General features: G+C 62.2%; 19 protein-coding genes. 16 read left to right on the top strand and 3 right to left on the bottom strand.

The features are described from left to right. Positions 1-96: 96 nt before the first annotated feature. From ACSAMP_RS05785 to ACSAMP_RS05750, 8 genes are all read left to right on the top strand, one after another. Positions 97-1,266, top strand: coding sequence for a D-alanyl-D-alanine carboxypeptidase family protein (locus ACSAMP_RS05785; protein WP_457799793.1), 1,170 nt, complete (start codon positions 97-99; stop codon positions 1,264-1,266). Positions 1,267-1,483: 217 nt separating this feature from the next. After that, a complete protein-coding gene (gene glgB, locus ACSAMP_RS05780; protein WP_457799792.1) occupies positions 1,484-3,769 on the top strand; it encodes a 1,4-alpha-glucan branching protein GlgB in 2,286 nt (761 codons plus the stop codon). A 54-nt stretch (positions 3,770-3,823) separates the two neighbouring features. Then, positions 3,824-5,032 carry a glucose-1-phosphate adenylyltransferase gene (locus ACSAMP_RS05775; protein WP_457799791.1) on the top strand — a complete coding sequence of 403 codons (1,209 nt, stop codon included), beginning with the start codon at positions 3,824-3,826 and terminating at the stop codon, positions 5,030-5,032. Further along, the gene (glgD, locus tag ACSAMP_RS05770; protein WP_457799790.1) at positions 5,029-6,141 is read left to right on the top strand and encodes a glucose-1-phosphate adenylyltransferase subunit GlgD; all 1,113 of its coding nucleotides are present in this window, start codon (positions 5,029-5,031) and stop codon (positions 6,139-6,141) included. The genes ACSAMP_RS05775 and glgD overlap by 4 nt, the downstream gene beginning before the upstream one ends. A 21-nt stretch (positions 6,142-6,162) precedes the next feature. Next, positions 6,163-7,596: a glycogen synthase GlgA gene (glgA, locus tag ACSAMP_RS05765; protein WP_457799789.1), complete on the top strand. Its 1,434-nt coding sequence runs from the start codon at positions 6,163-6,165 to the stop codon at positions 7,594-7,596. A 214-nt stretch (positions 7,597-7,810) separates the two neighbouring features. Then, complete coding sequence (locus ACSAMP_RS05760) at positions 7,811-10,243, top strand: glycogen/starch/alpha-glucan phosphorylase (RefSeq protein WP_457799788.1); 2,433 nt, start codon at positions 7,811-7,813, stop codon at positions 10,241-10,243. Positions 10,244-10,371: 128 nt separating this feature from the next. Beyond that, positions 10,372-11,217 (top strand): transketolase, encoded by an 846-nt coding sequence (locus ACSAMP_RS05755; protein ID WP_227146274.1) that lies wholly within the window; start codon positions 10,372-10,374, stop codon positions 11,215-11,217. Between the two features lies 1 nt (position 11,218). Further along, complete coding sequence (locus tag ACSAMP_RS05750; RefSeq protein WP_457799787.1) at positions 11,219-12,166, top strand: transketolase family protein; 948 nt, start codon at positions 11,219-11,221, stop codon at positions 12,164-12,166. Positions 12,167-12,233: 67 nt separating this feature from the next. Here ACSAMP_RS05750 and ACSAMP_RS05745 read toward each other — a convergent pair whose 3' ends face one another. After that, complete coding sequence (locus tag ACSAMP_RS05745; protein WP_457799786.1) at positions 12,234-13,190, bottom strand: LysR family transcriptional regulator; 957 nt, start codon at positions 13,188-13,190, stop codon at positions 12,234-12,236. A gap of 404 nt (positions 13,191-13,594) precedes the next feature. Here ACSAMP_RS05745 and ACSAMP_RS05740 point away from each other — a divergent pair, with 404 nt between their 5' ends. The 8 genes from ACSAMP_RS05740 (at position 13,595) to ACSAMP_RS05705 (ending at position 24,716) form a co-directional block, all read left to right on the top strand. Then, on the top strand, positions 13,595-14,776 hold the full coding sequence (locus ACSAMP_RS05740; protein WP_457799785.1) for an amidohydrolase: 1,182 nt from the start codon (positions 13,595-13,597) through the stop codon (positions 14,774-14,776). 43 nt (positions 14,777-14,819) lie between these two features. Continuing rightward, positions 14,820-16,232 (top strand): YfcC family protein, encoded by a 1,413-nt coding sequence (locus tag ACSAMP_RS05735; RefSeq protein WP_457799784.1) that lies wholly within the window; start codon positions 14,820-14,822, stop codon positions 16,230-16,232. Positions 16,233-16,474: 242 nt separating this feature from the next. After that, positions 16,475-16,759: a DUF6110 family protein gene (locus ACSAMP_RS05730; RefSeq protein ID WP_457799783.1), complete on the top strand. Its 285-nt coding sequence runs from the start codon at positions 16,475-16,477 to the stop codon at positions 16,757-16,759. Between the two features lie 58 nt (positions 16,760-16,817). Further along, on the top strand, positions 16,818-18,917 hold the full coding sequence (locus ACSAMP_RS05725) for a heavy metal translocating P-type ATPase (RefSeq protein WP_457799782.1): 2,100 nt from the start codon (positions 16,818-16,820) through the stop codon (positions 18,915-18,917). 182 nt (positions 18,918-19,099) lie between these two features. After that, positions 19,100-20,890: an HlyD family efflux transporter periplasmic adaptor subunit gene (locus ACSAMP_RS05720; RefSeq protein WP_457799781.1), complete on the top strand. Its 1,791-nt coding sequence runs from the start codon at positions 19,100-19,102 to the stop codon at positions 20,888-20,890. A gap of 13 nt (positions 20,891-20,903) precedes the next feature. Further along, on the top strand, positions 20,904-21,650 hold the full coding sequence (locus tag ACSAMP_RS05715) for an ABC transporter ATP-binding protein (RefSeq protein WP_457799845.1): 747 nt from the start codon (positions 20,904-20,906) through the stop codon (positions 21,648-21,650). Next, on the top strand, positions 21,647-22,837 hold the full coding sequence (locus tag ACSAMP_RS05710; RefSeq protein WP_457799780.1) for an ABC transporter permease: 1,191 nt from the start codon (positions 21,647-21,649) through the stop codon (positions 22,835-22,837). Before ACSAMP_RS05715 ends, ACSAMP_RS05710 begins: the two co-directional genes overlap by 4 nt. A 16-nt stretch (positions 22,838-22,853) precedes the next feature. Then, positions 22,854-24,716 carry an S-layer homology domain-containing protein gene (locus ACSAMP_RS05705; protein ID WP_457799779.1) on the top strand — a complete coding sequence of 621 codons (1,863 nt, stop codon included), beginning with the start codon at positions 22,854-22,856 and terminating at the stop codon, positions 24,714-24,716. 157 nt (positions 24,717-24,873) lie between these two features. Here ACSAMP_RS05705 and ACSAMP_RS05700 read toward each other — a convergent pair whose 3' ends face one another. Both ACSAMP_RS05700 and ACSAMP_RS05695 read right to left on the bottom strand, forming a co-directional pair. Beyond that, positions 24,874-26,601, bottom strand: coding sequence for a recombinase family protein (locus ACSAMP_RS05700; protein ID WP_033121835.1), 1,728 nt, complete (start codon positions 26,599-26,601; stop codon positions 24,874-24,876). Then, positions 26,601-26,903 carry a hypothetical protein gene (locus ACSAMP_RS05695; protein ID WP_033121834.1) on the bottom strand — a complete coding sequence of 101 codons (303 nt, stop codon included), beginning with the start codon at positions 26,901-26,903 and terminating at the stop codon, positions 26,601-26,603. The genes ACSAMP_RS05700 and ACSAMP_RS05695 overlap by 1 nt, the downstream gene beginning before the upstream one ends. Between the last annotated feature and the right edge of the window lie 12 nt (positions 26,904-26,915).

Raw genomic sequence — 26,915 nt, 5'->3', positions numbered from 1 at the left:
CTGCATAGCCCCTCCAGAAAATTTTTCCCCGCATAGCCCGCCCTGCTTTTTCCTATCCTAGGAACAAACATCCCCATCAAAACAGGAGGGACCCCTATGTATCATCTCCGCCGCCTTTCCGCCCTGGCCTTCAGTCTGGCCATGATCCTCGTCCTCTTCTCGCCGGTCACCACTGCCGCCGCAGCCCGGGAGGACAGCATGCCCCTGGTCCTCTCCTCCGCCTCCGCCCTGCTCATGGAGAAGGAGACGGGGACCGTCCTCCTCCAGCAAAACGCCCACCAGAAGCTGGAGCCCGCCAGCGTCACCAAGATCATGACCCTGCTCCTGGTCATGGAGGCCGTAGACTCCGGCCGCCTCTCCCTGGACGAGCTTGTCCCCGTCTCCGCCCACGCCGCCGGGATGGGCGGCTCCCAGGTCTATTTAAAGGAGGGGGAGCAGCTCTCGGTCTCCGACCTTATCAAGTGCGTGGCCGTGGTCTCGGGCAACGACTGCGCCGTGGCCCTGGCCGAGCGCCTGGCGGGCAGCGAGTCCGCCTTCGTGGACCAGATGAACCAAAAGGCCCAGTCTCTGGGCATGGCGGACACCCACTTTGTCAACTGCACCGGTCTCCCCGCCCCCGGCCACCTCACCTCCGCCTGGGACATTGCCCTCATGTCCCGGGAGCTGATCCTCCGCCACCCGGATATTCAGCAATACACGACTATCTGGACCGACTCCATCCGAAACGGCGCCTTCGGCCTCACCAACACCAACCGCCTGGTCCGCTTCTACGACGGGGCCACCGGCCTGAAAACGGGCTTCACCGCCTCCGCCCAATACTGCATGTCCGCCACCGCCCAGCGAAACGGCATGGAACTCATCGCCGTGGTGATGAAGGCCCCCACCACCGCCCAGCGCTTTCAGGACGCCTCCAGCCTGCTGGATTACGGCTTTGCCAACTACGCCCTGATCACCCCCCAGCCCGAAAGTCCCCTGGCCCCGGTGGACGTGCTCCTGGGCCGGAGCAAGACCGTCCAGCCCCAGCTCCAGCGGGAGTGTCACCTGCTGGTGGAAAAGACCCAGGCCGATCAGGTCACCACCCGCGTCGACCTGGCCCGGGATGTCCAGGCCCCGGTAGACCCCGGTCAGACTCTGGGAGAGTTTCAGGTCTATGTGGGGGAGCAGCTGCGGGACACCGTCCCCATCGTCGCCGCCCAGGGGGTGGACCGGCTCTCCGTCCCCGGCCTGTTCTCCCAACTTCTGCACCGTCTGCTCTTCGCCGGTTGAGGCGTCGAAAAAACGCCGATAATTTCTCTCCGTCCTGCCCCCCGTCCAGTCAGACGGGGATACATCTCTCGGTCTCCCCGCCCGGTTTACCGCTATTTTACTTGACGGCTCCGCTGTATGGTTGTATAATTTATATAAATAATTCCAGTCACTTTCAATGTGGAATTGTGCTTTTTCGCCCATTCCGCCATGGAAATCCCAACCAGAGGTGATCACTTTGTCCAAATATTTAGAAAATCTCAACCCCAATGACCTGTTTTTAGAGCTCCAGGCCTTTTCCGACGGCCACTCCGCCCATGCCTGGCGCTGCTTCGGCTCCCACCCCGCCAAAACAGAGGACGGGACCGAGGGCTATCTCTTCCGGGTCTGGGCCCCCAATGCCCCCAAGATCACCCTCATCGGTGACTTCAACCACTGGGACCTCCAGGCCACCCCCATGGAGAAGATCGAGGGCGGCATCTGGGAGGTCTTCGTCCCTGGCCTCCAGCGCTACGATGCCTATCAGTATGCCGTTTTCCAGGCCGACGGCTCCTATGTGGGCAAGGCCGACCCCTTCGCCTTTCATGCCGCCACCCGGCCCGATGTCTCCTCTAAGATCTACGACCTGAACACCGGCTATGCCTGGGGCGACCAGGCGTGGATGGACCGCCGGGCCAAGCAGGTACCTTACACCGCCCCCATGAACATCTACGAGTGCCATCTGGGCTCCTGGCGGCGCACCGGCGACGGCGAGTTTCTCAGCTACCGGGACACCGCCTCCTACTTAGTACCCTATGTGAAGGAGATGGGCTTCACCCATGTAGAGCTCCTCCCCGTCACCGAGTACCCCCTGGATGCCTCCTGGGGCTACCAGTGCACCGGCTACTTCGCCGCCACCAGCCGCTTCGGCATCCCCGATGATCTGAAATACCTCATCGACCAACTCCATCAGGCGGGTATCGGTGTCATCATGGACTGGGTCCCCGCCCACTTCCCCCGGGATGCCTTTGGCCTCTACCAGTTCGACGGCACCCCCACCTATGAATACGCCGACCCCCGCAAGGGCACCCACGCCGACTGGGGCACCAACGTCTTTGACTATGGCCGCAGCGAGGTCCGCTCCTTCCTCCTCTCCTCCGCCATGTTCTGGCTGGAGGAGTACCACATGGACGGCCTGCGGGTGGATGCCGTCTCCTCCATGCTCTATCTGGACTATGGCCGCAAGGACGGGGAGTGGGTCCCCAATGTCAACGGCGGTCACGAGAATCTGGAGGCCGTGGACTTCCTGCAGAAGCTGAACACCGCCGTCTTCTCCGCCCACCCCGACGTGCTCATGGTGGCCGAGGAGTCCACCTCCTGGCCCAAGGTCACCCACCCCGTGGACCAGGGCGGCCTGGGCTTCAACTTCAAGTGGAACATGGGCTGGATGAACGACATCTGCCACTACATCAAGATGGACCCCTACTTCCGCCAGTTCAACCACAAAGACATCACCTTCTCCCTCATGTACGCCTTCTCCGAGAACTATATCCTCCCCCTCTCCCACGACGAGGTGGTCCATATGAAGGGCTCCTTCTTCGGCAAAATGCCCGGAGACGACCCCCAAAAGTTTGCCGGGGTCCGGGCCTTCTATGCCTACATGATGACCCACCCGGGAAAAAAGCTCTCCTTCATGGGGGCTGAATTCGCCCAGTGGAACGAGTGGCACTATGAATACTCCCTGGATTGGCACCTGCTCCAGTATCCCCCCCACCGCCAGACCCAGGACTTCTTCAAGGCCATGAACGCCTTCTACCTCCAGCAGCCCGCCCTCTGGCAGCAGGACGACTCCTGGCACGGCTTCCAGTGGCTGTGCGCCGATGACAACACCGCCAACACCGTCTCCTTCCTCCGCTGGGACAAGGACGGCAAGCCCCTTCTGGTGGTGTGCAACTTCTCCCCCAACCACCGCAAGGGCTACCGGGTGGGCGCGCCCTTCGCCGGGATCTGGACCCCCGTGCTGAATACCGACGACACTCAGTTCGGCGGCCAGGGCCTGGGGGACCACGACCCCGTGAAGACGGAGAAGGTCCCCTGCCACGACCAGGCCCAGTCCCTGGTCATCGACCTGCCCCCCATGTCCGCCATGATCTACCGCTGCTCCCGCAGATTCCCAGTGCGCAAGCCCGCCGCCCCCAAGGCAGAGCAGGCCGCGGCCAAAAAGGCCGCCCCCAAAAAGCGCGCGGCCAAGGCCAAAGCAGCCGCCGCCCCCGCACAGGATGCGGCCCCTCAGGCCGCTCTGCCGGAAAAGCCCGCCCGGAAGGCGCTGCCCAAGAAAGAGCCCCAGCAGGCCCTGCCCAAAAAGGAAGAGAAACAGGCCCTCCCGGAAAAGGAGAAGCAGCACGCTCTGCCCCAAAAGCCGGAGCAGACCGCCCTGCCCAAGAAAGAGGACAAGGCCGCCCTCTCCGCCCCGCCCCAGCCCAAAGCCCTGACGGGCCGCAAGTCCACCCCCAGAAAGGCATCTAAGCGCAAAAAGCGCTCCTGATAGCTCCATCGTTTCCAGCGCAGCATCGACCCAGTATTCGTAAGAGGTGACAGTATGAAAAAAGAAGTTGTAGCCATGCTGTTGGCCGGAGGACAGGGCAGCCGCCTCTACGCCCTCACCAGCCACGTGGCCAAGCCCGCCGTCCCCTTCGGCGGCAAATACCGCATCATCGATTTTCCTCTCTCCAACTGCGTCAATTCCGGCATCGACACCGTGGGCGTCCTCACCCAATACCGCCCCCTGGAGCTGAACAGCTACCTGGGCAACGGCCAGCCCTGGGACCTGGACCGGGCCGACGGCGGCGTACATATCCTCCCCCCCTACATGCGGGAGGGGGACCAGGGCACCTGGTACAAGGGCACCGCCAACGCCATCTATCAGAACATCGGCTTTCTGGACCTGTATGACCCGGAGTATGTGGTCATCCTGTCCGGCGACCATATCTACAAGATGGACTACACCCACATGATCGACCTGCACAAGAAAACGGGGGCGGCCTGCACCATCTCCGTGCTGGAGGTCACCATGGAGGAGGCCACCCGCTTCGGCATCATGAACGTGGACGAGCACGACCGTATCTACGAGTTCGAGGAGAAACCCGCCCACCCCAAGAGCAATCTGGCCTCCATGGGCATCTATGTCTTCACCTGGTCCAAGCTGCGGCAATATCTCATCGACGACGAGGCCGACCCCGGCTCCTCCAACGACTTCGGCAAAAACATCATCCCCAACATGCTCGCCGCCGGTGAACTTCTCACCGCCTACCGATTCCATGGCTACTGGAAGGACGTGGGCACCATCGACTCCCTGTGGGACGCCAACATGGACATGCTGGCCCCCCACAACTCCATCGACCTTCACGACCCGGAGTGGCCCATTTACGCCCGCTCCCCCATCAAGCCCCCCCACGCCACCGGCCCCCACGCGAAAATTTCCCACTCCCTGGTCACCGGCGGCGGCCAGATCGACGGCACCGTGGAAAACTCTGTCCTCTTCCACTCCGTTGTGGTGGAGGAGGGCGCCCGGGTGCAGTACTCCATCCTCATGCCCGGCGCAGTGGTCAAAGCCGGGGCCGACGTGTCCTATGCCATCGTGGCCGAGGACGCCGTCATTGAAGCAGACGCTCATGTAGGCTCCGCCCCGGACGACAGCCCCGACTGGGGCATCGCCGTGGTGGCCGGCGGCGTCACTGTGGGCCAGGGTGCCACCGTGGCCCCCCACGCCATGATCCGCGAAGATGTGAAAGGAGGCGAGCAGGCATGAACGACCTCCACGGAATTCTCTTTGCCTATCGCGCTGATACCAACCTGGGGGAGCTGACCCGTCCCCGCAACACCTGTTCTCTCCCCTTCGGCGGGCGCTACCGCCTCATCGACTTCATGCTCTCCAACTATGTCAACGCCGGCATCTCCGACGTGGGCATCATCGTCCACCAGAGCTATCAGTCCCTCCTGGATCACCTGGGCTCGGGCAAGGACTGGGACCTGAGCCGCAAGCACGGCGGCCTGCGCATCCTGCCCCCCTTCAGCTATGCCCGCCGGGGCGGGGACTACCGCGGCCCCATGGACGCCCTGGCCGGGGTGTCTGACTACTTGAACAACATCCGCCAGGACTATGTCATCATGGGCCGGGGCGATCTGGCCCTGAACCTGCCCGTGGCCGACGTGTTCCAGCAGCACCTGGACTCCGGGGCCGACGTCACCATCGTCTGCACCCCCACCCTCCGGGGCGCCCCCCGCTCCTCCGAATATGTGGAGGTCAGCGAGTCCGGCCGCATCACCGACCTGTCCATCCACCCCACCGCCGCCGACCAGTCTCTGGAGTCTCTGGAGCTCTATGTCCTGTCCAAGCAGCTGCTGCTGAGCATGGTGGACTACTGCGCCGCCCACGACGTCACCGACTTCAGCCGGGGCGTCCTCCAGCCCCGCCTGGACTCCCTCAAGCTCATGCCCTATGTCCACCAGGGCTATGTGGGCCGCTTCCAGTCGGTGGATGACTACTACCACCGCTCCATGGACCTGCTGGACCCCGCCGTCCGGGCCGACCTCTTCAACCCCCAGCGGCCCATCCGCACCAAGGACCAGTCCAACCCCTCCACCTACTATGGCCCCGACTCCTCCTGCGTCTGCTCCCTGGTGGCCGACGGCTGCCACATCGAGGGCCAGGTGGAAAACTCCATCATCTCCCGCGGCGTCACCATCGAGCCGGGGGCCAAGGTGGTCAACAGCGTCCTCATGCAGGGCGCGGTGGTCAAGGCCGGGGCCTCTCTGGCCTATGTCATCGCCGACAAAAAGGTCACCGTGAACCAGGGCCGCATGCTCATGGGCCACAGCACCTATCCCCTGGCCATCGCCAAGGGTTCCGTCGTGTAATTTGCCGGAAAGGGGATATCTATGAACATTCTTTTCGCCTCCTCCGAAGTTGCTCCCTTCATCAAGACCGGCGGTCTGGCCGACGTGGCCGGTTCCCTGCCCCAGGCCCTGGCCAAGGAGGGCCACCAGGTCACCGTCATCCTCCCCCTCTACCAGGGCGTCAGCCAGTTCTGGCGGGACCAGATGACCTTCCTCAAGCACTTCAACGTCTCCCTGTCCTGGCGGCAGGCCTACTGCGGCCTGTTCCAGCTGGAGCGGGAGGGCGTTACCTACTGGTTCGTGGACAACGAATACTACTTCAAGCGCGCCCAGATCTACGGCCACTTCGACGACTGCGAGCGCTTCGCCTTCTTCTCCCGTGCCGTTCTGGCCGCCCCCGCCCAGCTGGACTGGGCGCCGGACATCATCCACTGCAACGACTGGCAGACCGCCCTGGTCCCCGTCTACCTGCTGGAGGAGCGCTACCGGGTGCCCCAGCTGTCGAACGCCCACGCCGTCTTCACCATCCACAACATCGAATACCAGGGCCGCTACGGCGAGCAGGTCCTCCAGGACGTCATCGGCCTGGACAGCAGCTACTTCAACGAGGGCATGCTGGCCTACTTCGGGGACGTGAACCTGATGAAGGGGGCCATCCTGGCCTCCAGCCAGGTGACCACCGTCTCCCCCACTTACGCCCAGGAGCTGCACACCCCCTTCTATGCCCGGGGCATGGATGGGGTCATCTGCCAGCAGGACGGCAAGTTCTGCGGTATCGTAAACGGCATCGACATGGACCTCTACGACCCCGCCACCTGCGCCGACCTGCCCGAGCACTACTCCGCCAAGGACGTCTCCGGCAAGGCCGCCTGCAAGGCCGCCCTCCAGCGGGCCATGGGCCTTCAGGAGGACCCCTACATCCCCCTCATCGGCTGCGTCTCCCGCCTGGTGGGCCACAAGGGCTTCTCCCTGGTCACCGACGCCCTCCACGACATCATGGGCCTGGACGTGCAGATGGTGGTCCTGGGCACCGGCGAATGGCAGTATGAGGAGGCATTCCGCAATGCCCAGGGCCAGTATCCCGGCCGCTTTGCCGCCCACCTAGCCTACTCCCCCGCCCTGTCCAACCTGGTCTACGCCGGGTCTGACCTGTTCCTCATGCCCTCCGTGTCCGAGCCCTGCGGCCTCAGCCAGCTCATCGCCATGCGCTTCGGCTCCATCCCCGTGGTGCGGGAGACCGGCGGTCTGAAGGACACCGTCCCCCCCTACAACAAGTACACCGGCGAGGGCCGGGGCTTCACCTTCACCAACATCAACGCCGGCGACATGGTCTGGGTCCTGCGGGAGGCCGCCGCTCTCTACCGCAGCAACAAGCCCGCCTGGCGCGCCCTGCAAAAGGCCGGCATGACCGCCGACTTCTCCTGGGGCCCCTCCGCCAAGCAATACCTGGAAGTCTACCGCCGGGCCATGGGCTAAGTCCGGTTCTCCCCCACAAAACGCGCTCCGCCTCCCCCGGCGGAGCGCGTTTTTTCTTGTGCAATTTTCGCCCGTCAGCCCCGAAACCCCCTGCGTTTACGCCGTTATGCCGATTGACGCACCTTTTGAAAGCTGATAAAATGTTTCAGCGGGGGAAAGATACGTTCCAGCCCCCACTTTTCTTGAAAATTTAAACCGTACAGGAGGAACTGTTATGGCTGAATATACCAAAGCGCAGCTCACCGAAATGATCACTGGTAAGCTCCAGCGCAACTTTGGCCGCACTGTGGACGAGGCCACCCCCTCCCACATGTTCAAGGCCTGCGCTCTGGTCCTGCGTGACATCATGTCCCGCCGCCAGATGGCCACCGACAACCAGGTGTGGGAGGGCCAGCGCCGCCAGGTCCACTATCTCTCCCTGGAGTTTTTGATGGGCCGCTCTCTGGAGAAGAACGCCTATAACCTGGGCCTGCTGGACACCCTGAAGGATGCCCTGGACGGCCTGGGTTTCTCCGCCTCCGACCTGTTCGAGCTGGAGCCCGACGCCGGTCTGGGCAACGGCGGCCTGGGCCGCCTGGCCGCCTGCTATCTGGACTCCATGACCACCCAGGAGATCCCCGCCACCGGCTATTCCATCTGCTACGAGCTGGGCATCTTCAAGCAGAAGATCATCGACGGCAAGCAGGTGGAGCTGGCCGACAACTGGCTGGGCCTGGGCGACGCCTGGCTCATCCCCAAGATGGACGAGGCGGAGGAGGTCCGCTTTGGCGGCAAGGTGGAGGACTGCTGGGACAGCGAGGGGCACAACCACCCGGAGCACACCGGCTATACCACCGTGCTGGCCATCCCCCGGGACATGGAGATCGCCGGTTACCAGACCCGCCACACCAACGTCCTGCGCCTGTGGGACGCCAAAAGCCCCGTCCCCGTGGACATGTCCCTGTACTCCCGGGGCGAGTATCTCAAGGCGGTGGAGCAGCAGGCCATGGCCGAGGTCATCGCCAAGGTCCTCTACCCCGACGACAACCACTACGAGGGCAAGTCTCTGCGCTTAAAGCAGCAATACTTCTTCGTCTCCGCCACGGTGCAGTCCATCATCCGCAAGCACCGCGCCCAATACGGCACCCTGCGCAACTTCCATGAAAAGCACGTCATCCAGATCAACGACACCCACCCCACCCTGGTCATTCCCGAGCTCATGCGCATCCTGCTGGATGTGGAGGGCTACTCCTGGGAGGACGCCTGGCACATCGTCACCCAGACGGTCTGCTACACCAACCACACCGTCCTGGCCGAGGCCCTGGAGCGCTGGCCCCAGTCCCTCATCGAGACCCTGCTGCCCCGCATCTGGATCATCCTCAAGGAGATCGCCGCCCGCTACCAGCGTGAGCTGGAGCACCGCTATGGCAATGACACCGGCAAGATCGCCAACATGGCCATCATCTGGGGCGGCGAGGTGCGCATGGCCAACCTGTGCATCTGCGCCTGCCAGACGGTGAACGGCGTCTCCGCCCTCCACTCCGAGATCCTGAAGAAGGACGTTTTCCACGACGCCTATCTGGCCCGGCCCGAGCAGTTCACCAACGTGACCAACGGCATCGACCACCGCCGCTGGCTGTCTCAGATCAACCCCCAGCTGGATTCCCTCATCCGGGACTGCACCGGGGGGGACGCCTATTTGCTCCACCCGGAGGCCCTCCAGGGCCTGGAGAAATACCGCTCCAACAAGACCGTGCTGAAAAAGCTGGGGGACATCAAGCACGCCAACAAGCTGCGCTTTGCCTCCTGGGTGGCCCGGGAGTCCGGCGTGGTGCTGAACACCGACGCCATTTTCGACGTCCAGGTCAAGCGCCTGCACGAGTATAAGCGCCAGCTGCTCAACGTGCTGCACATCATCGCCCTGTATCACCAGCTTCAGGACGATCCCAACATGGACTTTGTCCCCCAGACCTATCTCTTCGGGGCCAAGGCCGCCCCCGGCTATCACGTGGCCAAGGAGATCATCCAGCTCATCAACTCCCTGGCCGCCCAGATCGACAAGGACCCCGTGTGCAAGGATAAGCTCCAGGTGGTCTTTTTGGAGAACTACCGGGTCTCCCTGGCGGAGAAGCTCATCCCCGCCTCCGAGATCAGCGAGCAGATCTCCACCGCCGGAAAAGAGGCCAGCGGCACCGGCAACATGAAGTTCATGATGAACGGCGCCCTCACCATCGGCACCCTGGACGGTGCCAATGTAGAGATGCACCAGCAGCTGGGGGACGAGAACATCTTCCTCTTCGGCCTCACCGCCCAGGAGGTGGTCCAGCGCAAGCAGCAGGGCTATCACCCCATGGACTACTACCAGCAGGACCCCGTCCTCAAGCGGGTCATCGACCAGCTCTCCGCCGGCTTCGACGACCACGTGTCCTATGCCGACCTGGCCACCCGCCTGCTCTACGGCGCCGGCGGCTCCCCCGCCGACGAATACCTGCTCCTGGCCGACTTCCAGAGCTATTGCCAGGCCCACGACCGGGCCCTCCGGGTCTATGGCGACAGCAAGCGCTGGAACCAGATGTCCCTGACCAACATCGCCCGCTCCGGCATCTTCGCCGCCGACCGCTCCATCAAGGACTACGCCGAAAACATCTGGCACGTCCCCACCCGATAAGCTCACTTTTTCTCCCCGCGCCCTTGTCCCGATTTTAAAAAAATGGTATAATGATTCGTACCGATCAAGCCGCCTGTGCGGCCTCACTTTCCGCCTGTCGGAAAAAACAGAAGAAAGGTTGATCCTATATGCAGCCACTTTCTAATCAGCAGCTGGCGATCAAGGCCAACGAGGCCCGCATTCTGGGCCTGACCATGGTCCACGACGCCGCCTCCGGCCACCCCGGCGGCTCCATGTCCTGCCTGGACCTGGTCACTGCCCTGTACTTCAACGTCATGCACGTGGACACCCAAAACCCCCAGGACCCTGACCGTGACCGCTTCGTCATGTCCAAGGGCCACTGCAGCCCCGCCCTCTATCCCGTTCTGGCGCTGCGGGGCTTCTTCCCCGTGGACGACCTGCACATGTTCCGCCGCATCGACGGCCACATGTCCGGCCACGTAGAGATGCACCACGTCCGGGGCGTGGACATGTCCACCGGCTCCCTGGGCCAGGGCGTCTCCGCCGCCGTTGGCATGGCCCTGGGCGGCAAGCTCAACCACAAGGACTACCGCGTCTACGCCGTCATGGGCGACGGCGAGCTGGACGAGGGCCAGGGCTGGGAGGCCTTTATGTCCGCCGCCAAGTACAAGCTGGATAACCTGTGCGTCATCGTGGACGTGAACGGCCTCCAGATCGACGGTGCCACCAAGGACGTCATGCCTCTGGAGCCCCTGGACCAGAAGTTCGCCGCCTTCGGCTTCCACGTCATCACCATCAACGGCCACGATTTCGACCAGATCCTCTCCGCCTATCAGGAGGCCGCCGCCACTAAGGGCCAGCCCACTGTGATCCTGGCCAAGACCGTCAAGGGCAAGGGCATCTCTTTCATGGAGAACGACGCCGGCTGGCACGGCAAAGCGCCCAACGACCAGCAGCTGGAGCAGGCTGTCTCCGAGCTGAAGGCCAAGATCAAGGAATTGGAGGGGAACTGACATGTCTGAAAAGAAAGCCACCCGTAATGCCTACGGCGACGCCCTGGTCGCCCTGGCTGACCGTTATCCCGAGCTGATCGTGCTGGAGGCCGACCTGGCCGGAGCCACCATGACCAAGGGCTTTAAAGCCGCCTATCCCCAGCGCTTCTTCGACATGGGCATCGCCGAGAGCAATATGCAGGGCGTGGCCGCCGGCCTGTCCACCTGCGGCTTCAAGCCCTTTACCAACACCTTCGCCATGTTCGCCGCCGGCCGCTCCTGGGAGCAGGTGCGCAACTCCATCGCCTACCCCGGCATGAATGTCAAGGTCGTGGGCTCCCACGGCGGCCTGTCCGTGGGCGAGGACGGCGCCACCCACCAGTGCATCGAGGACTTCTCCCTCATGCGCACCATCCCCGGCATGACCGTTCTGTGCCCCTGCGACGCCAACGAGATGACCCTGGCCGTGGAGGCCCTGCTCCAGTACGAGGGCCCCGCCTATATGCGCCTGGGCCGCTCCGCTGTAGAGACCGTCACCGACTCCATCCCCGGCTATCACTTCCAGCTGGGCAAGGGCGTCACCCTGCGTGACGGCAAGGACGTGACCATCGTGGCCGTGGGCATGATGGTCCAGATGGCCCTGAAGGCCGCCGACATCCTCTCCGCCGAGGGCATCTCCGCCCGTGTGCTGGACTTCCACACCATCAAGCCCCTGGATCAGGAGCTGCTCCTGGCCGCCGCCAAGGAGACCGGTGCCATCGTCACCTCCGAGGAGCACAACGTCATCGGCGGTCTGGGTGCCGCCGTGGCCGAGTTCCTCAGCGAGAACTGCCCCGTGCCCGTCATCCGCCACGGCGTGAACGACCAGTTCGGCCGCAGCGGCAAGGCCGACCAGGTCCTGGCCGCCTACGGCCTCACCCCCGAGGTGCTGGCCGACAAGGCCCGCCTGGCCATCTCCCGCAAGGGCTAAACCCCTTATCACCGCATAAAAACGCGGCGGTCCCGAACACCGGGACCGCCGTATTTTTATGCTTTTTTTATTCATATTGGATCTGCCGCAGCATCTGTAAAAATCCACCCACCGCCTCTGACAGTTCCTGTCCGGGGCGGTACACTGCATATACGCCTCCGTTCATCGATCCCTCAAAGCCTGCGGAAAATTCCGGGTCAAAGGGCAAAGACATCACCTGATTCACCCGTTCCTGGTTGTTCACCGCCTGGGACCCCACGGCCACCGCATTGGTCTGGGTCAGCAGATCATAAAAGGTCCCCCGGCTGGAGATATAGATGATCTTCCCGATCCGGCTCCAGTCCATATTTTTCATGCCACGCTCCACCTGAGAGTGGATGCTGGACCCGCCGGGCATCAGCCAGTCCAGCTCGGGATAGATCACAAAGCTCTGGCCATACAGGTCCTCCGCCCGGATGGGCCGATTCAGCCTTGCCAGCGGATGCCCCACCCGCACCACCAGATGGGGCACTGTATCAGACAGCTTCTCCATGTACAGCCCCCTGCTCTCCACCTCCCGCCGGGCCAGCTCCAGCACACCGTTTTCCAGGTAAATTACCCCCAGCTCCGATTCCCCGGTGAATACGTCTCCGATGGCCGTCAGGCCGTCGGTCTCTTTATAGAAAAAGCGAAAGCCATCCTCTTTTCCCCGGGACTTTAAATATTCCAAAAACACGTCGCAGGTAAAGGACAGACAGGTTGCGGATATTCTGGCGCTGTTGGCCTGGTCCACCAAATACAGCAGTTTTTCTTTTCCCTCCGCCTCCTCCACGATGTCCCGGGCGATTTTCAAAAATTTCCGTCCCGCCTCCGTGGGCGTAAGGCCGTTGTTCTCCCGTTTGAAAATGGCCACGCCGTATTTTTGCTCTGTCTCCGCCAAGATCTTGCTCAGTCTGGGCTGGGACAGATACAGAACTTTGGCCGCCGCCGTCATCGATCCCCGCTGGGCGATCTCCAGCAGATACCGCAGATTCTGTATATTCATTTATTTCCCCTCCTTTTTAGACATTCTTCGCAGGAATGAGGTCTGTCAATTTTGTGATAGCAGCTTTTATTTTTTCTGCTGTTTCACTCATATCCTAACTGTTTATTTGTGTAAAGTATCAATTTCCCCCTCACCAACGCCCTCCCACGGGATAGGGCCCCTCTGTTTGATTATTTGCCCTCTCTCCGATCCGGTTTTATAATTTTTATCGCTGGCAGCAAAATATTTTCATTCTTTAGGTTCAAATCTGTTGAACCCTTAATTTTCAAAAGTTCTCCCCTTGCGGCGCTGCCTGCACCCGCCGGTTTTCTTTTTCGATTATAGCACATCCGCCGCCGGGATGCAAAATGCGCCGCTGCCCCGTCTGTCATCAGGCGAGATCACACTGGAAAGGATGAAAGACCATGATCTCTAACGAACTCTCCCAGGCCATCCAAAGGCACTGGCATACCGCCGTCGCCCTCAGCGATGACCTCTATGCCCACCCCGAAATCGCCCATCAGGAATTCCGCTCCAGCCAGAAAGTCGTAGAATTGCTCCGCCAGGCCGGTTACCAGGTGGAATACCCCTACATGGGCTACCCCACCGCCTTCCGTGGGGTGCTGAAAAATGGGGAAGGTCCCTCCGCCGCCATCCTGGTGGAATACGACGCCCTTCCCGGTCTGGGCCACGCCTGCGGGCACAACGCCCACTGCGCCATGGCCGTGCTGGCCGCCCTGGCCATGGCCGACCTCAAGGACCGGTTCCAGGGCACGGTATACGTCTTCGGCACCCCCGCCGAGGAGGAGGCCGGTGCCAAGATCGGCATGGCCGCCAACGGCGCATTCGACGGCATGTCTCTGGCGACAATGATCCACAGCTGGAGCGGCCCGGCCAGCATCTCCGACATGGACGTGCTCAGTCTGCGGTGTTATCTCATGGAGTTCAAGGGGACCAGCGCCCACGCCGTGGCCGGTCCCTGGGAGGGCCACAGCGCCCTGGCCGCCGCCCGGGGCTTCCTGTCCCTCATCGATGCCCGGCGGGAGAGCTTCACCAGAGATGTCCATGTGAACACCATCATCACTGACGGCGGTCTCTGCCCCGCCATCCTGCCGGATCGTGCGGAGCTCCGCATCGAGTTCCGTACCGATTCTCTCTCCAAGCTGGAGCAGATGGACGATATCGTCAAAAAGTGCGCCCAAGGCGCAGCCTCCGCCATGGACTGCACCGTGAACTTCACCAAGGCCTTCGACGACTTTGCCGACATGGTCCGGGTCCCCGTGCTGGAGGATACGGTGGAGGAGCTGCTCCATGAGATGGGACGGGCCAGCGAGCCCGTGCGGATTCCCAACGGCTCCTCCGACGTGGGCAACGTGAGCTATCACTGCCCCGCCATTCAGCCCCTGCTGACCATCGGCGACACGTTTTACGCCCTGCACACCCCGGAGTTCCGGGAGGAGACCCTCAAGGAGCCCGCCCACCAGGCCATCGCCGACGGCGGCAAGCTCATCGGCAGCCTGATCCTGCGCACCCTCACCGACGAGAAGTTCCGGGACCAGGTCCGGCAGTCCTATCTGGCCCAGCGCGAAAAAAAGTTAGACCCCTGACCTCCGTAAACCCGATTATTTGTGTGAAAAAGGAGTCCTTTTCATGTCAAGCGGAAACATGTTAAAAAAGAAAAAAGGCATCCAGCTGCCTCACATCTATGTTCTGCTGTTTGCCATCATCGTTGTCTGCACCATCCTCACCTGGGTCCTCCCCGCCGGCGAGTTTGACCGGGTGGTGAACGAGGCCACAGGCCGCACCGTAGCCGTGGCCGGCACCTTCCACACGGTGGAGCAGTCGCCGGTCGGTATCTTTCAGATGTTCCAGGCCATCTATAACGGCATGTGCGATGCCGGGTCGGTCACCTTCTTTGTGTTCATCTCTTACGCCTCCATCAACATCATCATTGCCAGCGGTGCGTTCAACGGTCTGGTTGCCGGCCTGCTGAAGGTGTTCAAGGGCAAGGCCCGCGTGGCCATCATCCCCATCTTCATGTTCATCGTGGGTATCGCCTCCTCCACCATTGGTCTGATGGAGGAGTGGTTCCCCTTCGTCCCCGTATTTGCCGGCATCGCCGTGGCCATGGGCTTCGATGCAATAGTGGGTATGGCCATTGTGGCCTTCGGTGCCGGCATGGGCTACTCCGGCGCTATGATGAACCCCTTCACCGTGGGCATCGCTCAGGGTATCGCCGAGGTGGCCCCCATGTCCGGCATGGGTTATCGCTTCCTCTGCCACATGGTCATGTTAGTGGTGGGCTCCACCCTCACCATCCGTTATGCCCTGAAGGTCCAGGCCGACCCCAGCAAGAGCTTGGTCTACGGCGAGACCGGACACATCACCATGAGTGAAAACGACGTGCAGAACGCCCCCTTCGGCATTCGGGAAAAGCTGGTCCTGCTCATCCTGCTGGGCGGCATCATCGCCATCGTCTATGGCTGCAAGGTCTATGGCTGGTACTTCGCCGAGCTGTCCGCCGTCTTCATCATCATGGGCCTCCTCAGCGCCCTCGTCATGGGCTGGGGTCCCAACAAGATCGGCGAGCTGTATTCCAAGGGCTTCACCGACATCGCCATGGCCTGTATGATGATCGGCCTGGCCCGGGGCATCCTGATGGTCCTCCAGGCCGGCAACATCATCGACACCGTGGTGTACTACTTCTCCCTGCCCTTGGCCGCCTTCCCCTCCTGGTTCTGCGGCGTGGCCATGCTGATCATGCAGACCCTGCTGAACTTCCTGATCCCCTCCGGCTCCGGTCAGGCCGCCACCTCCATGCCCATCATGGCTCCCCTTGCCGACCTGCTGGGCGTGTCCCGGGATACCGCCGTGCTGGCTTTCCAGTTTGGCGACGGTCTGTCCAACTTCCTGTGGCCCACCGCCTACCCCGCTATCCTGGCCGGTCTGGCCAGCATTAAGGTGGAGAAGTGGTGGAAGTTCGCCATCCCCGTGGGCCTCGCCCTGTTTCTCACCCAGGCCGGACTGATGATCCTGGCTGCTCTCACAGGCTTCGGGGCCTGAACCCCTTTTCTTTTCCCTTCTGGCGGCGGTCCCTCCCGGGGCCGCCGTCCTCTTTTGTCTATTTTGCTGTTTTTTGTTTTTTACACGCTTTTTACTTTCTCCAGTTATCTTACGATAACATTTCCAAAAATAATTGCATTCTTTTATCCATTGTGCTATATTTTTTGCATCAAAAAAGTTGGCTCGTCCGGCTCCCCGCCTGACGTGCCGCCTTACTTATTTACTTTAAGGAGGAACGCTCTATGAATATCTACAAGAAGCTGGCCCTGTTCGCCGGCGGCACCCTGTTTGGCTCTGCCGGTATCAAGCTGCTCTCCAGCAAGGACGCCAAGAACGCCTATGCCCACACCGCCGCCGCCGTCCTGCGGATGAAGGACTGCGTCATGACCACTGTGAACACCGTGCAGGAGAACGCCGCCGACATCCTGGCCTCCGCCAAGGACATCAACGAGCAGCGCGCCCAGCAGGCCGAGCAGGCCCAGCAGGCTGACGAGTCCGCCGAGGCCGAGCCCGCCGACGCTGAGTAAATCCACCACGCCGTAGGGGGCCGCTTCGGCGGCCCTCTTTCCTTTGGAGGCATACGCTATGAAATTCATCATCAAACACGAAAGCCGGGGGCGGCTGCGGGTGCAGCTGTGCCAGTCCCGCATGACCCTGGCGCAGGCCGACCTGCTTCAGGCCTGGCTCCACGCCCAGCCCCATGTGCTCCAGGCCGATGTCCACGAGCGCACCTGCTGCGCCGTGGTCACCTTCCGGGGCGACTGCCGGGAGCAGCTGCTCTCCTCCCTGCGCCGCTTCTCCTATTCTGACAAGGCCGTCCAGGCCTTCTCCGGCGTCCAGAGCGGCCGGGCCATCAACCGGGCCTATCAGGAGAAGCTGGTGGGCCTGGTCTGTGGCAAAGCCGCCCGCTTCCTCTTCCTGCCCGCCCCTCTCCAGGCCGCCTGGGCGGTGGTCACCGCCGTGCCCTATGTCCTGCGGGGCCTGGGCTGCCTCATCCGCCGCCAGATGCACGTGGAGCTGCTGGACGGCCTGTCCATCGGCATCTCCCTGGTCCGCCGGGACTTCGGCACCGCCGGCTCGGTCATGTTCCTGCTGCGCCTGGGCGAGCTGCTGGAGGAGTGGACCCACAAGCGCTCGGTGGACAACCTGGCCCGCAGCATGTCCCTGAACATCGACCGGGTCTGGCTGAAGACCCCCGGCGGGGACGAGATCCTGGTCCCCCTCACCCAGGTCCAGCCCGGCGACCGCATCTGCGTCCGCACCGGCGGCATGATCCCCCTGGACAGCGTGGTGGACCAGGGGGAGGTCACTGTGAATCAGGCCTCCCTCACCGGCGAGTCCATCCCCGTGCCCAAGCGCCCCGGCTCCGCCGTCTACGCCGGCACCGTGGTGGAGGAGGGCGAGTGCGTCCTGCTGGTGCGCCAGCACTCCGGCTCCAGTCGCTATGACAAGATCGTCTCCATGATCGAGCAGTCGGAAAAGCTCAAGTCCGCCGCCGAGAGCCGGGCCGCCAACCTGGCCGACAAGCTGGTGCCTTACACCCTGGTGGGCAGCGGCCTGGTCTACCTCCTCACCCGCAACGTCACCCGGGCCCTGTCCGTGCTCATGGTGGACTTCTCCTGCGCCCTCAAGCTGGCCATGCCCCTGGCCGTCCTGTCCGCCATGCGGGAGGCCAGCGACTTCCGTGCCACCGTCAAGGGCGGCAAATATCTGGAGGCCATCGCCAAGGCCGACACCATCGTCTTCGACAAGACGGGCACCCTGACCTATGCCAGCCCCGTGGTGGCCCAGGTGGTCCCCTTCGGCGGCAACAGCGAGGAGGAGATGCTCCGCCTTGCCGCCTGCCTGGAGGAGCACTTCCCCCACTCCATGGCCAACGCCGTGGTCAGCGCCGCCCAGCAGCGGGGCCTGTCCCACGAGGAGCTACACTCCCAGGTCCAATATCTGGTGGCCCACGGCATCGCCAGCACGGTGGGCGGCGAAAAGGTCATCATCGGCAGCGCCCACTTCGTCTTCGAGGATGAGCACTGCACCATCCCCGACGGGGAGCAGGACAAGTTCGACGCCCTGCCCCCGGAGTATTCCCACCTCTATCTGGCCATCGCCGGTCAGCTCTCCGCCGTCATCTGCATCGCCGACCCCCTGCGCAAGGAGGCCGCCCAGGTCATCCAGACCCTGCGGGAGCTGGGCGTGAAGAAGACCGTTATGCTCACCGGCGACAGCGAGCGCACCGCCGCCGCCATCGCCGCCCAGGTGGGCGTGGACGAGTACCACTCCGAGGTCCTGCCCGAGGACAAGGCCAACTTTGTCCAGCAGGAGCGGGCCCTGGGGCACACCGTCATCATGCTGGGCGACGGCATCAACGACTCCCCCGCCCTGTCCGCCGCCAGCGTGGGCATCGCCATCAGCGACGGCGCGGCCATCGCCCGTGAGATCGCCGACGTCACCGTGGCCGCCGAGGACCTGAACGAGCTGGTGGCCCTGCGCCGGGTGGCCCAGGGTCTAATGGACCGCATCCAGTCCAACTACCGCTTCGTTATCGGCTTCAACGGCACCCTCATCGCCCTGGGCGCTCTGGGCATCCTGCCCCCCGCCACCTCCGCCATGCTGCACAACCTGTCCACCCTGGGCGTCAGCCTGCGCAGCATGACCGACCTCCTCCCCGAGGAGGACAAACTGGTCTGATCTGACCTAAAATCCCATCAAAAGCGCTCCGCCGCCCGGCGGGGCGCTTCTTTTTTTCCGCCGCCGGAAAAAGTTTTGCCCTTGTTTTGAAAATGTTTCGATTTTGGCCGTGGTTCGTTTAAAGTCTGCCGCTACAATAAGGGACGATATCACTCGTTGAAAACGGAAAGGATGGTCCCAACATGAAACTGCCCCTTCTCAAGCGGCCCGACCCCTCTGCCACGGGGGAGACCGCCGCAGTCAAGAAGCGCCCGGCCCTGAAAAAGCTGGGGAGAAAGAAGCTCATCGCCCTGGTGGCGGCGGCGGCCCTGGTCATCGGCCTGGGCGGCCACGCATTGCTCGGCAGCAGCGCCCAGGCCGCCAAAAAGAGCGACGGCGGCTATACCACCGCCCAGGTCACCCGCCGGGACGTGACCGCCACCATCACCGGCAGCGGCACCCTGGAGGCCGCCGACTCCTACAACGTCACCACCCTGCTGGAGGACACCATCCTCACCGCCAACTTTGAGGAGGGCGACCAGGTGGAGGAGGGCACGGTGCTGTACACCCTGGACTCCTCCGACGCAGACAGCTCCCTGGAGCAGTCGGAGATCTCCCTTCAGCAGGCCCAGCGCAGCTACAGCCGCCAGCTGGAGGACCAGGCCGACCTGAACGTGGCCGCCACCGCCGCGGGCCAGGTGTGGTCCGTGGACGTGGAGGTGGGGGACGAGATCCAGGCCGGTCAGACGGTGGCCACCATCCGGGACTCCGCCACCATGGAGCTGAAGGTCCCCTTCCCCGCCGATGACGCGGCCAGCTTCTCCCTGGGCCAGAGCGCCACCGTCACCCTGGACAGCACCTTCGAGACCCTGTCCGGTACCATCACCAAGATCAACGGCAATATCGAGGTCCGCTCCGGCAACGTGCAGGTGCGCACCGTCACCATCGCCGTGACCAACCCCGGCGGCCTGTCCACCGACCAGAGCGCCACCGCCGCCGTGGGCAGCGTCACCAGCACCGACAGCGGCACCTTCACCTACAGCCAGGAAAAGACGGTCACCGCCAAGGTGAGCGGCACCGTCAGCCGCATCCATGTCACCGAGGGGGACTACGTCAGCAAGGATCAGACTCTGGTCACCCTCACCAGCAGCAGCCTCTCCGACCAGGTGCAAAGCGCCTCCGAGTCCGTCCGCAACGCCCAGATCAACCTGGAAAGCCGCTATGAACAGCTGGACGACTACACCATCACCTCCCCTATCAAGGGCACCATCATCGACAAGAACTATAACGCCGGCGAGACCACGGAGGCCAACAAGACCCTGTGTACCATCTACGATCTGTCCTACCTCACCATGACCCTCAGCGTGGACGAGCTGGACATCTCCAACATCTCCGTGGGCCAGACGGTGTCCATCACCGCCGACGCGGTGGAGGACCAGACCTACACCGGCACCGTCACCAAGGTCAGCGTGGCGGGCACCTCCACCGGCAGCGCCACCACCTATCCCGTCACCATCCGCATCGACCAGACCGACGGCCTCCTCCCCGGCATGAGCGTGGACGCCACCATCCAGCTTCAGCACGCCGATAACGTGCTGACCATCCCCGCCTCCGCCCTGAACCGGGGCAACACCGTCCTGGTGACCAAGGACTCCCCCAGCGCAGCCAACGCCTCTGACAGCCAGCCCGACAGCGACCAGTCTGACGGCCGGCAGCCCCAGGGGGATCAGAGCGCCGCTCCCCAGCCCTCTGACGCAGCAAGCGGCGACTATGTCTCCGTCCAGGTGACCACCGGCGTCAGCGACGGGGACTACATCGAGATCACCTCCGGCCTTCAGGAGGGGGACACCGTGGCCTACATCCAGACCAGCTCCTCCGGCGGCATGGACATGATGATGGGCGGCATGCCCGGCGGGGATATGCCCGGCGGAGGCGGAATGCCCGGTGGAGGAGGTCCCGGTGGTGGCGGCGGCGGTGCCCCCGGCGGCTTCTAAGGAGGGCGGAACATTGGAGACCCTCATCGAATTTCAGAACGTGTGCAAATACTATCACATGGGCGACACGACAGTAGTGGCCGCCGACCACATCTCCTTCCGCATCTATAAGGGGGAGTTCGTGGCCATCGTCGGCTCCTCCGGCTCGGGCAAATCCACCTGCATGAACATCATCGGCTGCCTGGACGTGCCGTCGGAGGGGACCTATCTCCTGGACGGGCGGGACGTGGGCCAGATGGACAAAAACGAGCTGGCCGACATCCGAAACGAGCTGCTGGGCTTCATCTTCCAGCAATATAACCTGCTGCCCAAGCTGAACCTGGCCGAAAATGTAGAGGTCCCCCTGATGTACGCCGGGGTGGGCAAAAAGGAGCGGCGGGAGCGGGCCCTGGCCGCCCTGGAGCGGGTGGGCCTGCGGGAGAAGTGGCGGCACAAGCCCAGCCAGCTCTCCGGCGGCCAGCAGCAGCGGGTGTCCATCGCCCGGGCCCTGGCGGGTCACCCGGCGGTCATCCTGGCCGATGAGCCCACCGGCGCATTGGATTCCCGCACCGGGCGGGAGGTGCTGGCCATGCTCCAGCAGGTCCACGCCGAGGGGAACACCGTGGTCCTCATCACCCACGACAACTCCATCGCCGTCCAGGCCCAGCGCATCATCCGCCTGGAGGACGGCCACGTGGTCTACGACGGCCCCGCCGACGCGCCGGAGGCGGTGGTCACCCCCCGGGCCGCCGGGGCGGCGAAAGGGGGCGCGGGGGCATGAGCATTTTAGAATCCATGGAGCTGGCGGTGAAGAACATCGTCTCCAGCAAGATCCGCACCCTGCTGACCATGCTGGGCATCATCATCGGCGTGGCCGCTGTCATCGTCATCGTGGGCCTGGGCAACGGCTTAAAGGGCTATGTCACTGACAGCTTCTCCGACCTGGGCACCGACACCCTCACCGTCACCGTCCAGTCCCGTGGCTCCACCCGCAGCCTCAGCGTGGAGGACATGTACCGCATCGTCTCGGAAAACAGCCAGTATTTAGACAAGTGCTCCCCCACGGTGACCATGCCGGGCCTGGTCAAGATCGGCTCTGACACGGCGGACAGCACCATGGCCACCGGTGTCAGCGAGGACTACCTCACCATCAAGCATTACGACATTTCCAAGGGCCGGGACCTGCAATACAGCGACATCGCCATGCGCAGCAAGGTCTGCGTGGTGGGTGCCTATGTGGACCAGGCCTATTTCGGCGGCAGCGCCGTGGGCCAGACCCTCCGGGTCCGGGGCCAGACGCTCACCGTCGTCGGAGTGATCCAGCAGCAGAGCGACGATTTAGAGGAGGGCGGCACCGACGACTGCCTGTTCCTGCCCTACTCCGTGGCCGAGCGCATGGCCGGGTCCGTCAACGCCTACACCGTCACCATGCAGGACGAGGACCACATGGACGAGAGCGTGAACGCCTTAGAGTCCGCCCTGTATGAGGTCTTCGCCAGCGACGACTATTACACCGTCACCAGCATGGCCGAGATGCTGGACACCATGACGGGCATGATCAACATCCTGGTCTATGTCCTAGCGGGCATCGCCGCCATCAGCCTGGTGGTGGGCGGCATCGGCATCATGAACATCATGCTGGTCTCCGTCACCGAGCGCACCCGGGAGATCGGCATCCGTAAATCCCTGGGGGCCAAGGAGCGGTATATCATGCAGCAGTTCGTCATCGAGGCGGCCATGACCAGCGCCCTGGGCGGTGTCGTGGGAATCCTGCTGGGCTATGGGCTGTCTGCCGTGGCCACCCGGGTGGTGACCCAGGTGATGGACGCCGCCCTCACCGTGGCCCCCACCTTCGGCGCGGTGGCCCTGGCCTTCGGCATCTCCGTGGGCATCGGCATCCTCTTCGGATACCTCCCCGCCCGCAAAGCCGCCGCCCTCAACCCCATCGACGCGCTGCATTATGATTAAGGAGATGAAGTTCCCCATGAGAAAAAAACTTTCCGCCTTGTTAGCTGCGGCCCTGGCGGTATCCATGCTCACCCTGCCCGCCGGGGCGGTGAGCCAGTCCACCGCCCTGGAGACGGTGCGTGCCCTGGGCATCACGGCCGGGGACAGCCAGGGCAACCTGAACCTGTCCTCCGCCGTCACCCGGGCGGAGTTCGTCACCATGATGACCGCCGCCTCCTCCTATAAGGACACCGTGGGCTCGGGCTATGGCGTGTCCCTCTTTAAGGACGTGAAGAGCAGCCACTGGGCCAGCGAATACATCCGCCTGGCCGTGGAGCAGAACTGGATGACCGGCTACACCGACGGCACCTTCCGCCCCGGCCGCACCATCACCCTGGAGGAGGCCTGCACCGCCCTGCTGCGCCTGCTGGGCTACGACTCCTCCAGTCTGGCCGGGTCCTTCCCCACCGCCCAGCTGTCCAAGGCGGGGGCTGTGGGCCTGCTGGACGACGTCACCGCCAAACAGGGCCAGACCCTGACCCGCCAGGACTGCGTCACCCTCTTTTATAATCTCCTCCTGGCCGAGACCAAAGCCGGGGCGGTCTACGGCACCACCCTGGGCTACACCATTAAAAATAACGAGGTGAACTATGCCACCGTGGTCAGCGCCGACACCAAGGGCCCCTATGTGGCCGACAACGGCGGCGGGCTCACCCTCCCCTTCACCCCCACCGCCGTCTATGTGGACGGCGCTCTGTCCGACCAGAGCCAGGTGAAGCAGTATGACGTGTACTACTACAACTCCGGCCTGCGCACCGTGTGGGTGTACACCGACCGGGCCACCGGCACCCTCACCGACCTCTCCCCCAGCAAAACGGCCCCCACCTCCGCCACCGTGGCGGGCGTGACCTATTCCATCGGCAGCTCCACCGCCAGCTATAAGCTGTCCAGTCAGGGCCAGTTCAGCCAGGGCGACGTGGTCACGGTGCTGTTGGGCATGGACGGGGACATCGTGGACGTGGTCTCCGCCCAGAACAGCGAGACCACTTACTATGGCGTGGTGGTGGCCAGCAGCAAGGCGGCCTCCTCCTCGTCCACCTCCAGCTCCTCCACCACCTCCGCCCAGGCCCAGACCCAGGTGGCCTGCAGCGACGGTGCCGTGCGCACCTTCTATCACAGCGGCGGGGCCCAGTCGGTGGGCAAGCTGGTGTCCGTCGCCGTCACCCAGTCGGGCACGACCCTGTCCGCCATCTCCAGGCGCAGCCTGTCCGGCACGGTGAACTCCGCCGGCACCCGCTTTGCCGGATACAGCTTTGCCGACAATGTGGAGATCCTGGACACCGACGGCGACGGCGGCTATGCCCGCATCTACCCCTCCCGCCTGGCGGGATACTCCCTCACCGATGACGACGTGCTGTTCTACACCCTGGACAGCAGCGGCAGCATCGACTGCCTCATCCTGGACGAGGCCACCGGGGACACCTATACCTATGCCTTCGTCACCCAGGCCACCAGCAAGACTGACGGCAACAACCTCTCCGGCAGCTATACTTACCTCCAGAATGGCCAGAGCCACACCGTCAGCGGCCAGCAGACCTACAGCGTCAAGGTGGGCGGCGCCCGGCTGACCTTCTCGGACAACGGCGCGCTGAAGGGGATGCGCCAGCTGTCCTCGGTGAACCTCACCGGTCTCACCAGTCTCACCGCCACGGCGGGCAGCAGCAAATATGCCCTGGCCGAGGACGTGATGGTCCTCCTGCGGGACAGCGGCCAGCAGGGCTATTACCCCACCACCCTGTCCGCCGTCAACAGCACGGACTACTCCCTGGTGGGCTGGTACGACAACCAGGGTGCCTCCGCCGGAGGCCGCATCCGCATTTTAGTAGCCACGAAAAAATAAGTTACACAAACGCCATCGGATCTTGTCATTCCGAGGAGCGAAGCGACGTGGGAATCCGTCTCCCCCGTCCTCCCAAACCCAAAAAATTATCCACAAAAGCCAAGGCTTAATAGTGACAAGTAACTATTTTGTCGCAGAGAACGGTGTGACCCGAAGGTCACGCCGTTTTTCTGTGTTCATAGGTTGTTTGCGTGATGATAGGCTCGGAAATAACGGGAATATCTACATCGTCCACGAAGTTGAAGAAAATCTTCACTTTCTGCTTGCGCTTGCCGCTGGATTTGTCCGGGGCATAGACGATGATTTTCTTGATATACTCGTTCACGATGGTCTGTGTCAGCTCCTCCACATCCACATATTTCTGTGTCAGGGCGATAAAGGCATCCAGACCGTCGTTCATTTCTTCCCGCTGTTCCACCCATTCTTCGATAACTTCAATTTCGAGCTTTAACCGTTCCTGCTCCGCTTCATAGTCCGCAGACATCTTTCTGTATCTGTCCTGATTGAGATTTCCAAGAACATAGTCCTCGTACAGCCGGGCGATGATGACATCCAGATCGGCAAGGCGTTTCTTTGCCTGTTCCAGCTTCTTTTTGTCATCCCGGATGCTGCGCTCCTGGTCAGTCCTGCGGCATTGCAGCCATTCCTCCTGAAAACCGTCCACATCGCTTCGGATATACTCATTGACTGCCCGGATGCGTTCCAGAACGATTTCACGAAGCACATCTTCCCGGATATAGTGGGCAGTACAAGTACCACGGTTGCTCTTGTAGTTGTTGCAGACGTAGTGATCCTGCTTGCCCTCAAAGCTTTTGCTTGTGGCAAAGTGGAGCTTGCCGCCGCAATCGGCACAAAACAGAAGCCCGGAGAACAATCCCTGCCGTTCCGCTTTTGCGGGGCGGCGTTTGTTTTTCCTCAGTTCCTGCACCCTGTCAAACTGTGCCTGAGATACAATCGCTTCCTGTGTGTCCGGCAGATAAAACATATTCTCCGGCTCATTGGGAATCCGCTTTTTCAGCTTGTAGGACTTGGAATAAGTCTTGAAGTTGCAGGTACAGCCTGTGTACTCCTGCCGTTCCAAAATCCCTGCAATGGACTGGTTGCCCCAGTGGTACGGTCTTTCCGGCATCGGCTTTTTCTTTCGCTTGGCATAGAGTGCCTTTGCGGTCATAATCTGCTTTTCTTCCAGAATCCTTGCAATCTGCTCCGGGCCTTTGCCGTCAATGCAAAGGTCGAAGATGAGCTTGACTACCGGAGCCGCTTCTTCATCCAGAATCCAGTGATCCTTGTCCTCCGGGTCACAGCGGTATCCGTAGGGCGGTTTGCCCATGTGCTTCCCACTGGTTCCTCTCTGCCGCAAACTGACACGGACTTTCTTGCTGGTATCACGGGGATACCACTCGTTGAACAGATTACGGATTGCGGCGAAGCCCTCGCTGTCTCCCCGGTTGCTGTCTACGCCATCATTTATAGCGATAAAGCGGACATCATAACTCGGAAAGATAATATCCGTATATTGTCCAACAGTCAGATAGTCACGACCAAAGCGGCTGAGGTCTTTGACCAGCCAGCAGCCCACAAGCCCCTGCTTGACAAGCTCAAAGCCTTCCTGCACACCGGGACGATTGAAGTTCGTCCCCGTATAACCGTCATCCACCAGAATTTTCAGGTTTGTATACCCGTGGTCACGGGCATATCGGGTTAAATACTCTCTCTGATTTGCGATACTGTTACTCTCGCCTTCCTGGGCATCCTCGTTGCTCAGACGGCAATAGAGAATGGTAATTTTCTGCTGATCCAACATAATATCCTCCTTCGGTGGTTGGTCAGCCGACAGTACCGTTGTGCATATTGGAATTATATCATGCTTTTGTGTCGCAGTCATTAACAAATCACCCCCTTGTCAGAAAAAATGAGCCGTTTTACCTTGTCGGTAAGTGGCTCATTTCCATCACACTCCGTTTCAATCACATACCATGTGTTTCCGATCTTGCACTCAATGGTTTTGCAGAAAGAGGACTGTGCCGCTTCCCAACGCTTGCGGCATTCTTCCAGAAAATCAATAGGCGGCTCAAAAATCGGATCGAAGCAGGAGCAAATATCAATATAGCCGATGGCATCGTTGATTTCTTCCATCGGGGCATCTTCCATAATCATCTTGTTAATTTCATCTACGGTTTTCTTCATAGGCAAATAGTT

The sequence above is a fragment of the Flintibacter sp. SJQ-8 genome (assembly GCF_054108085.1).
This window is presented reverse-complemented; position numbering and strand designations above follow the sequence as displayed.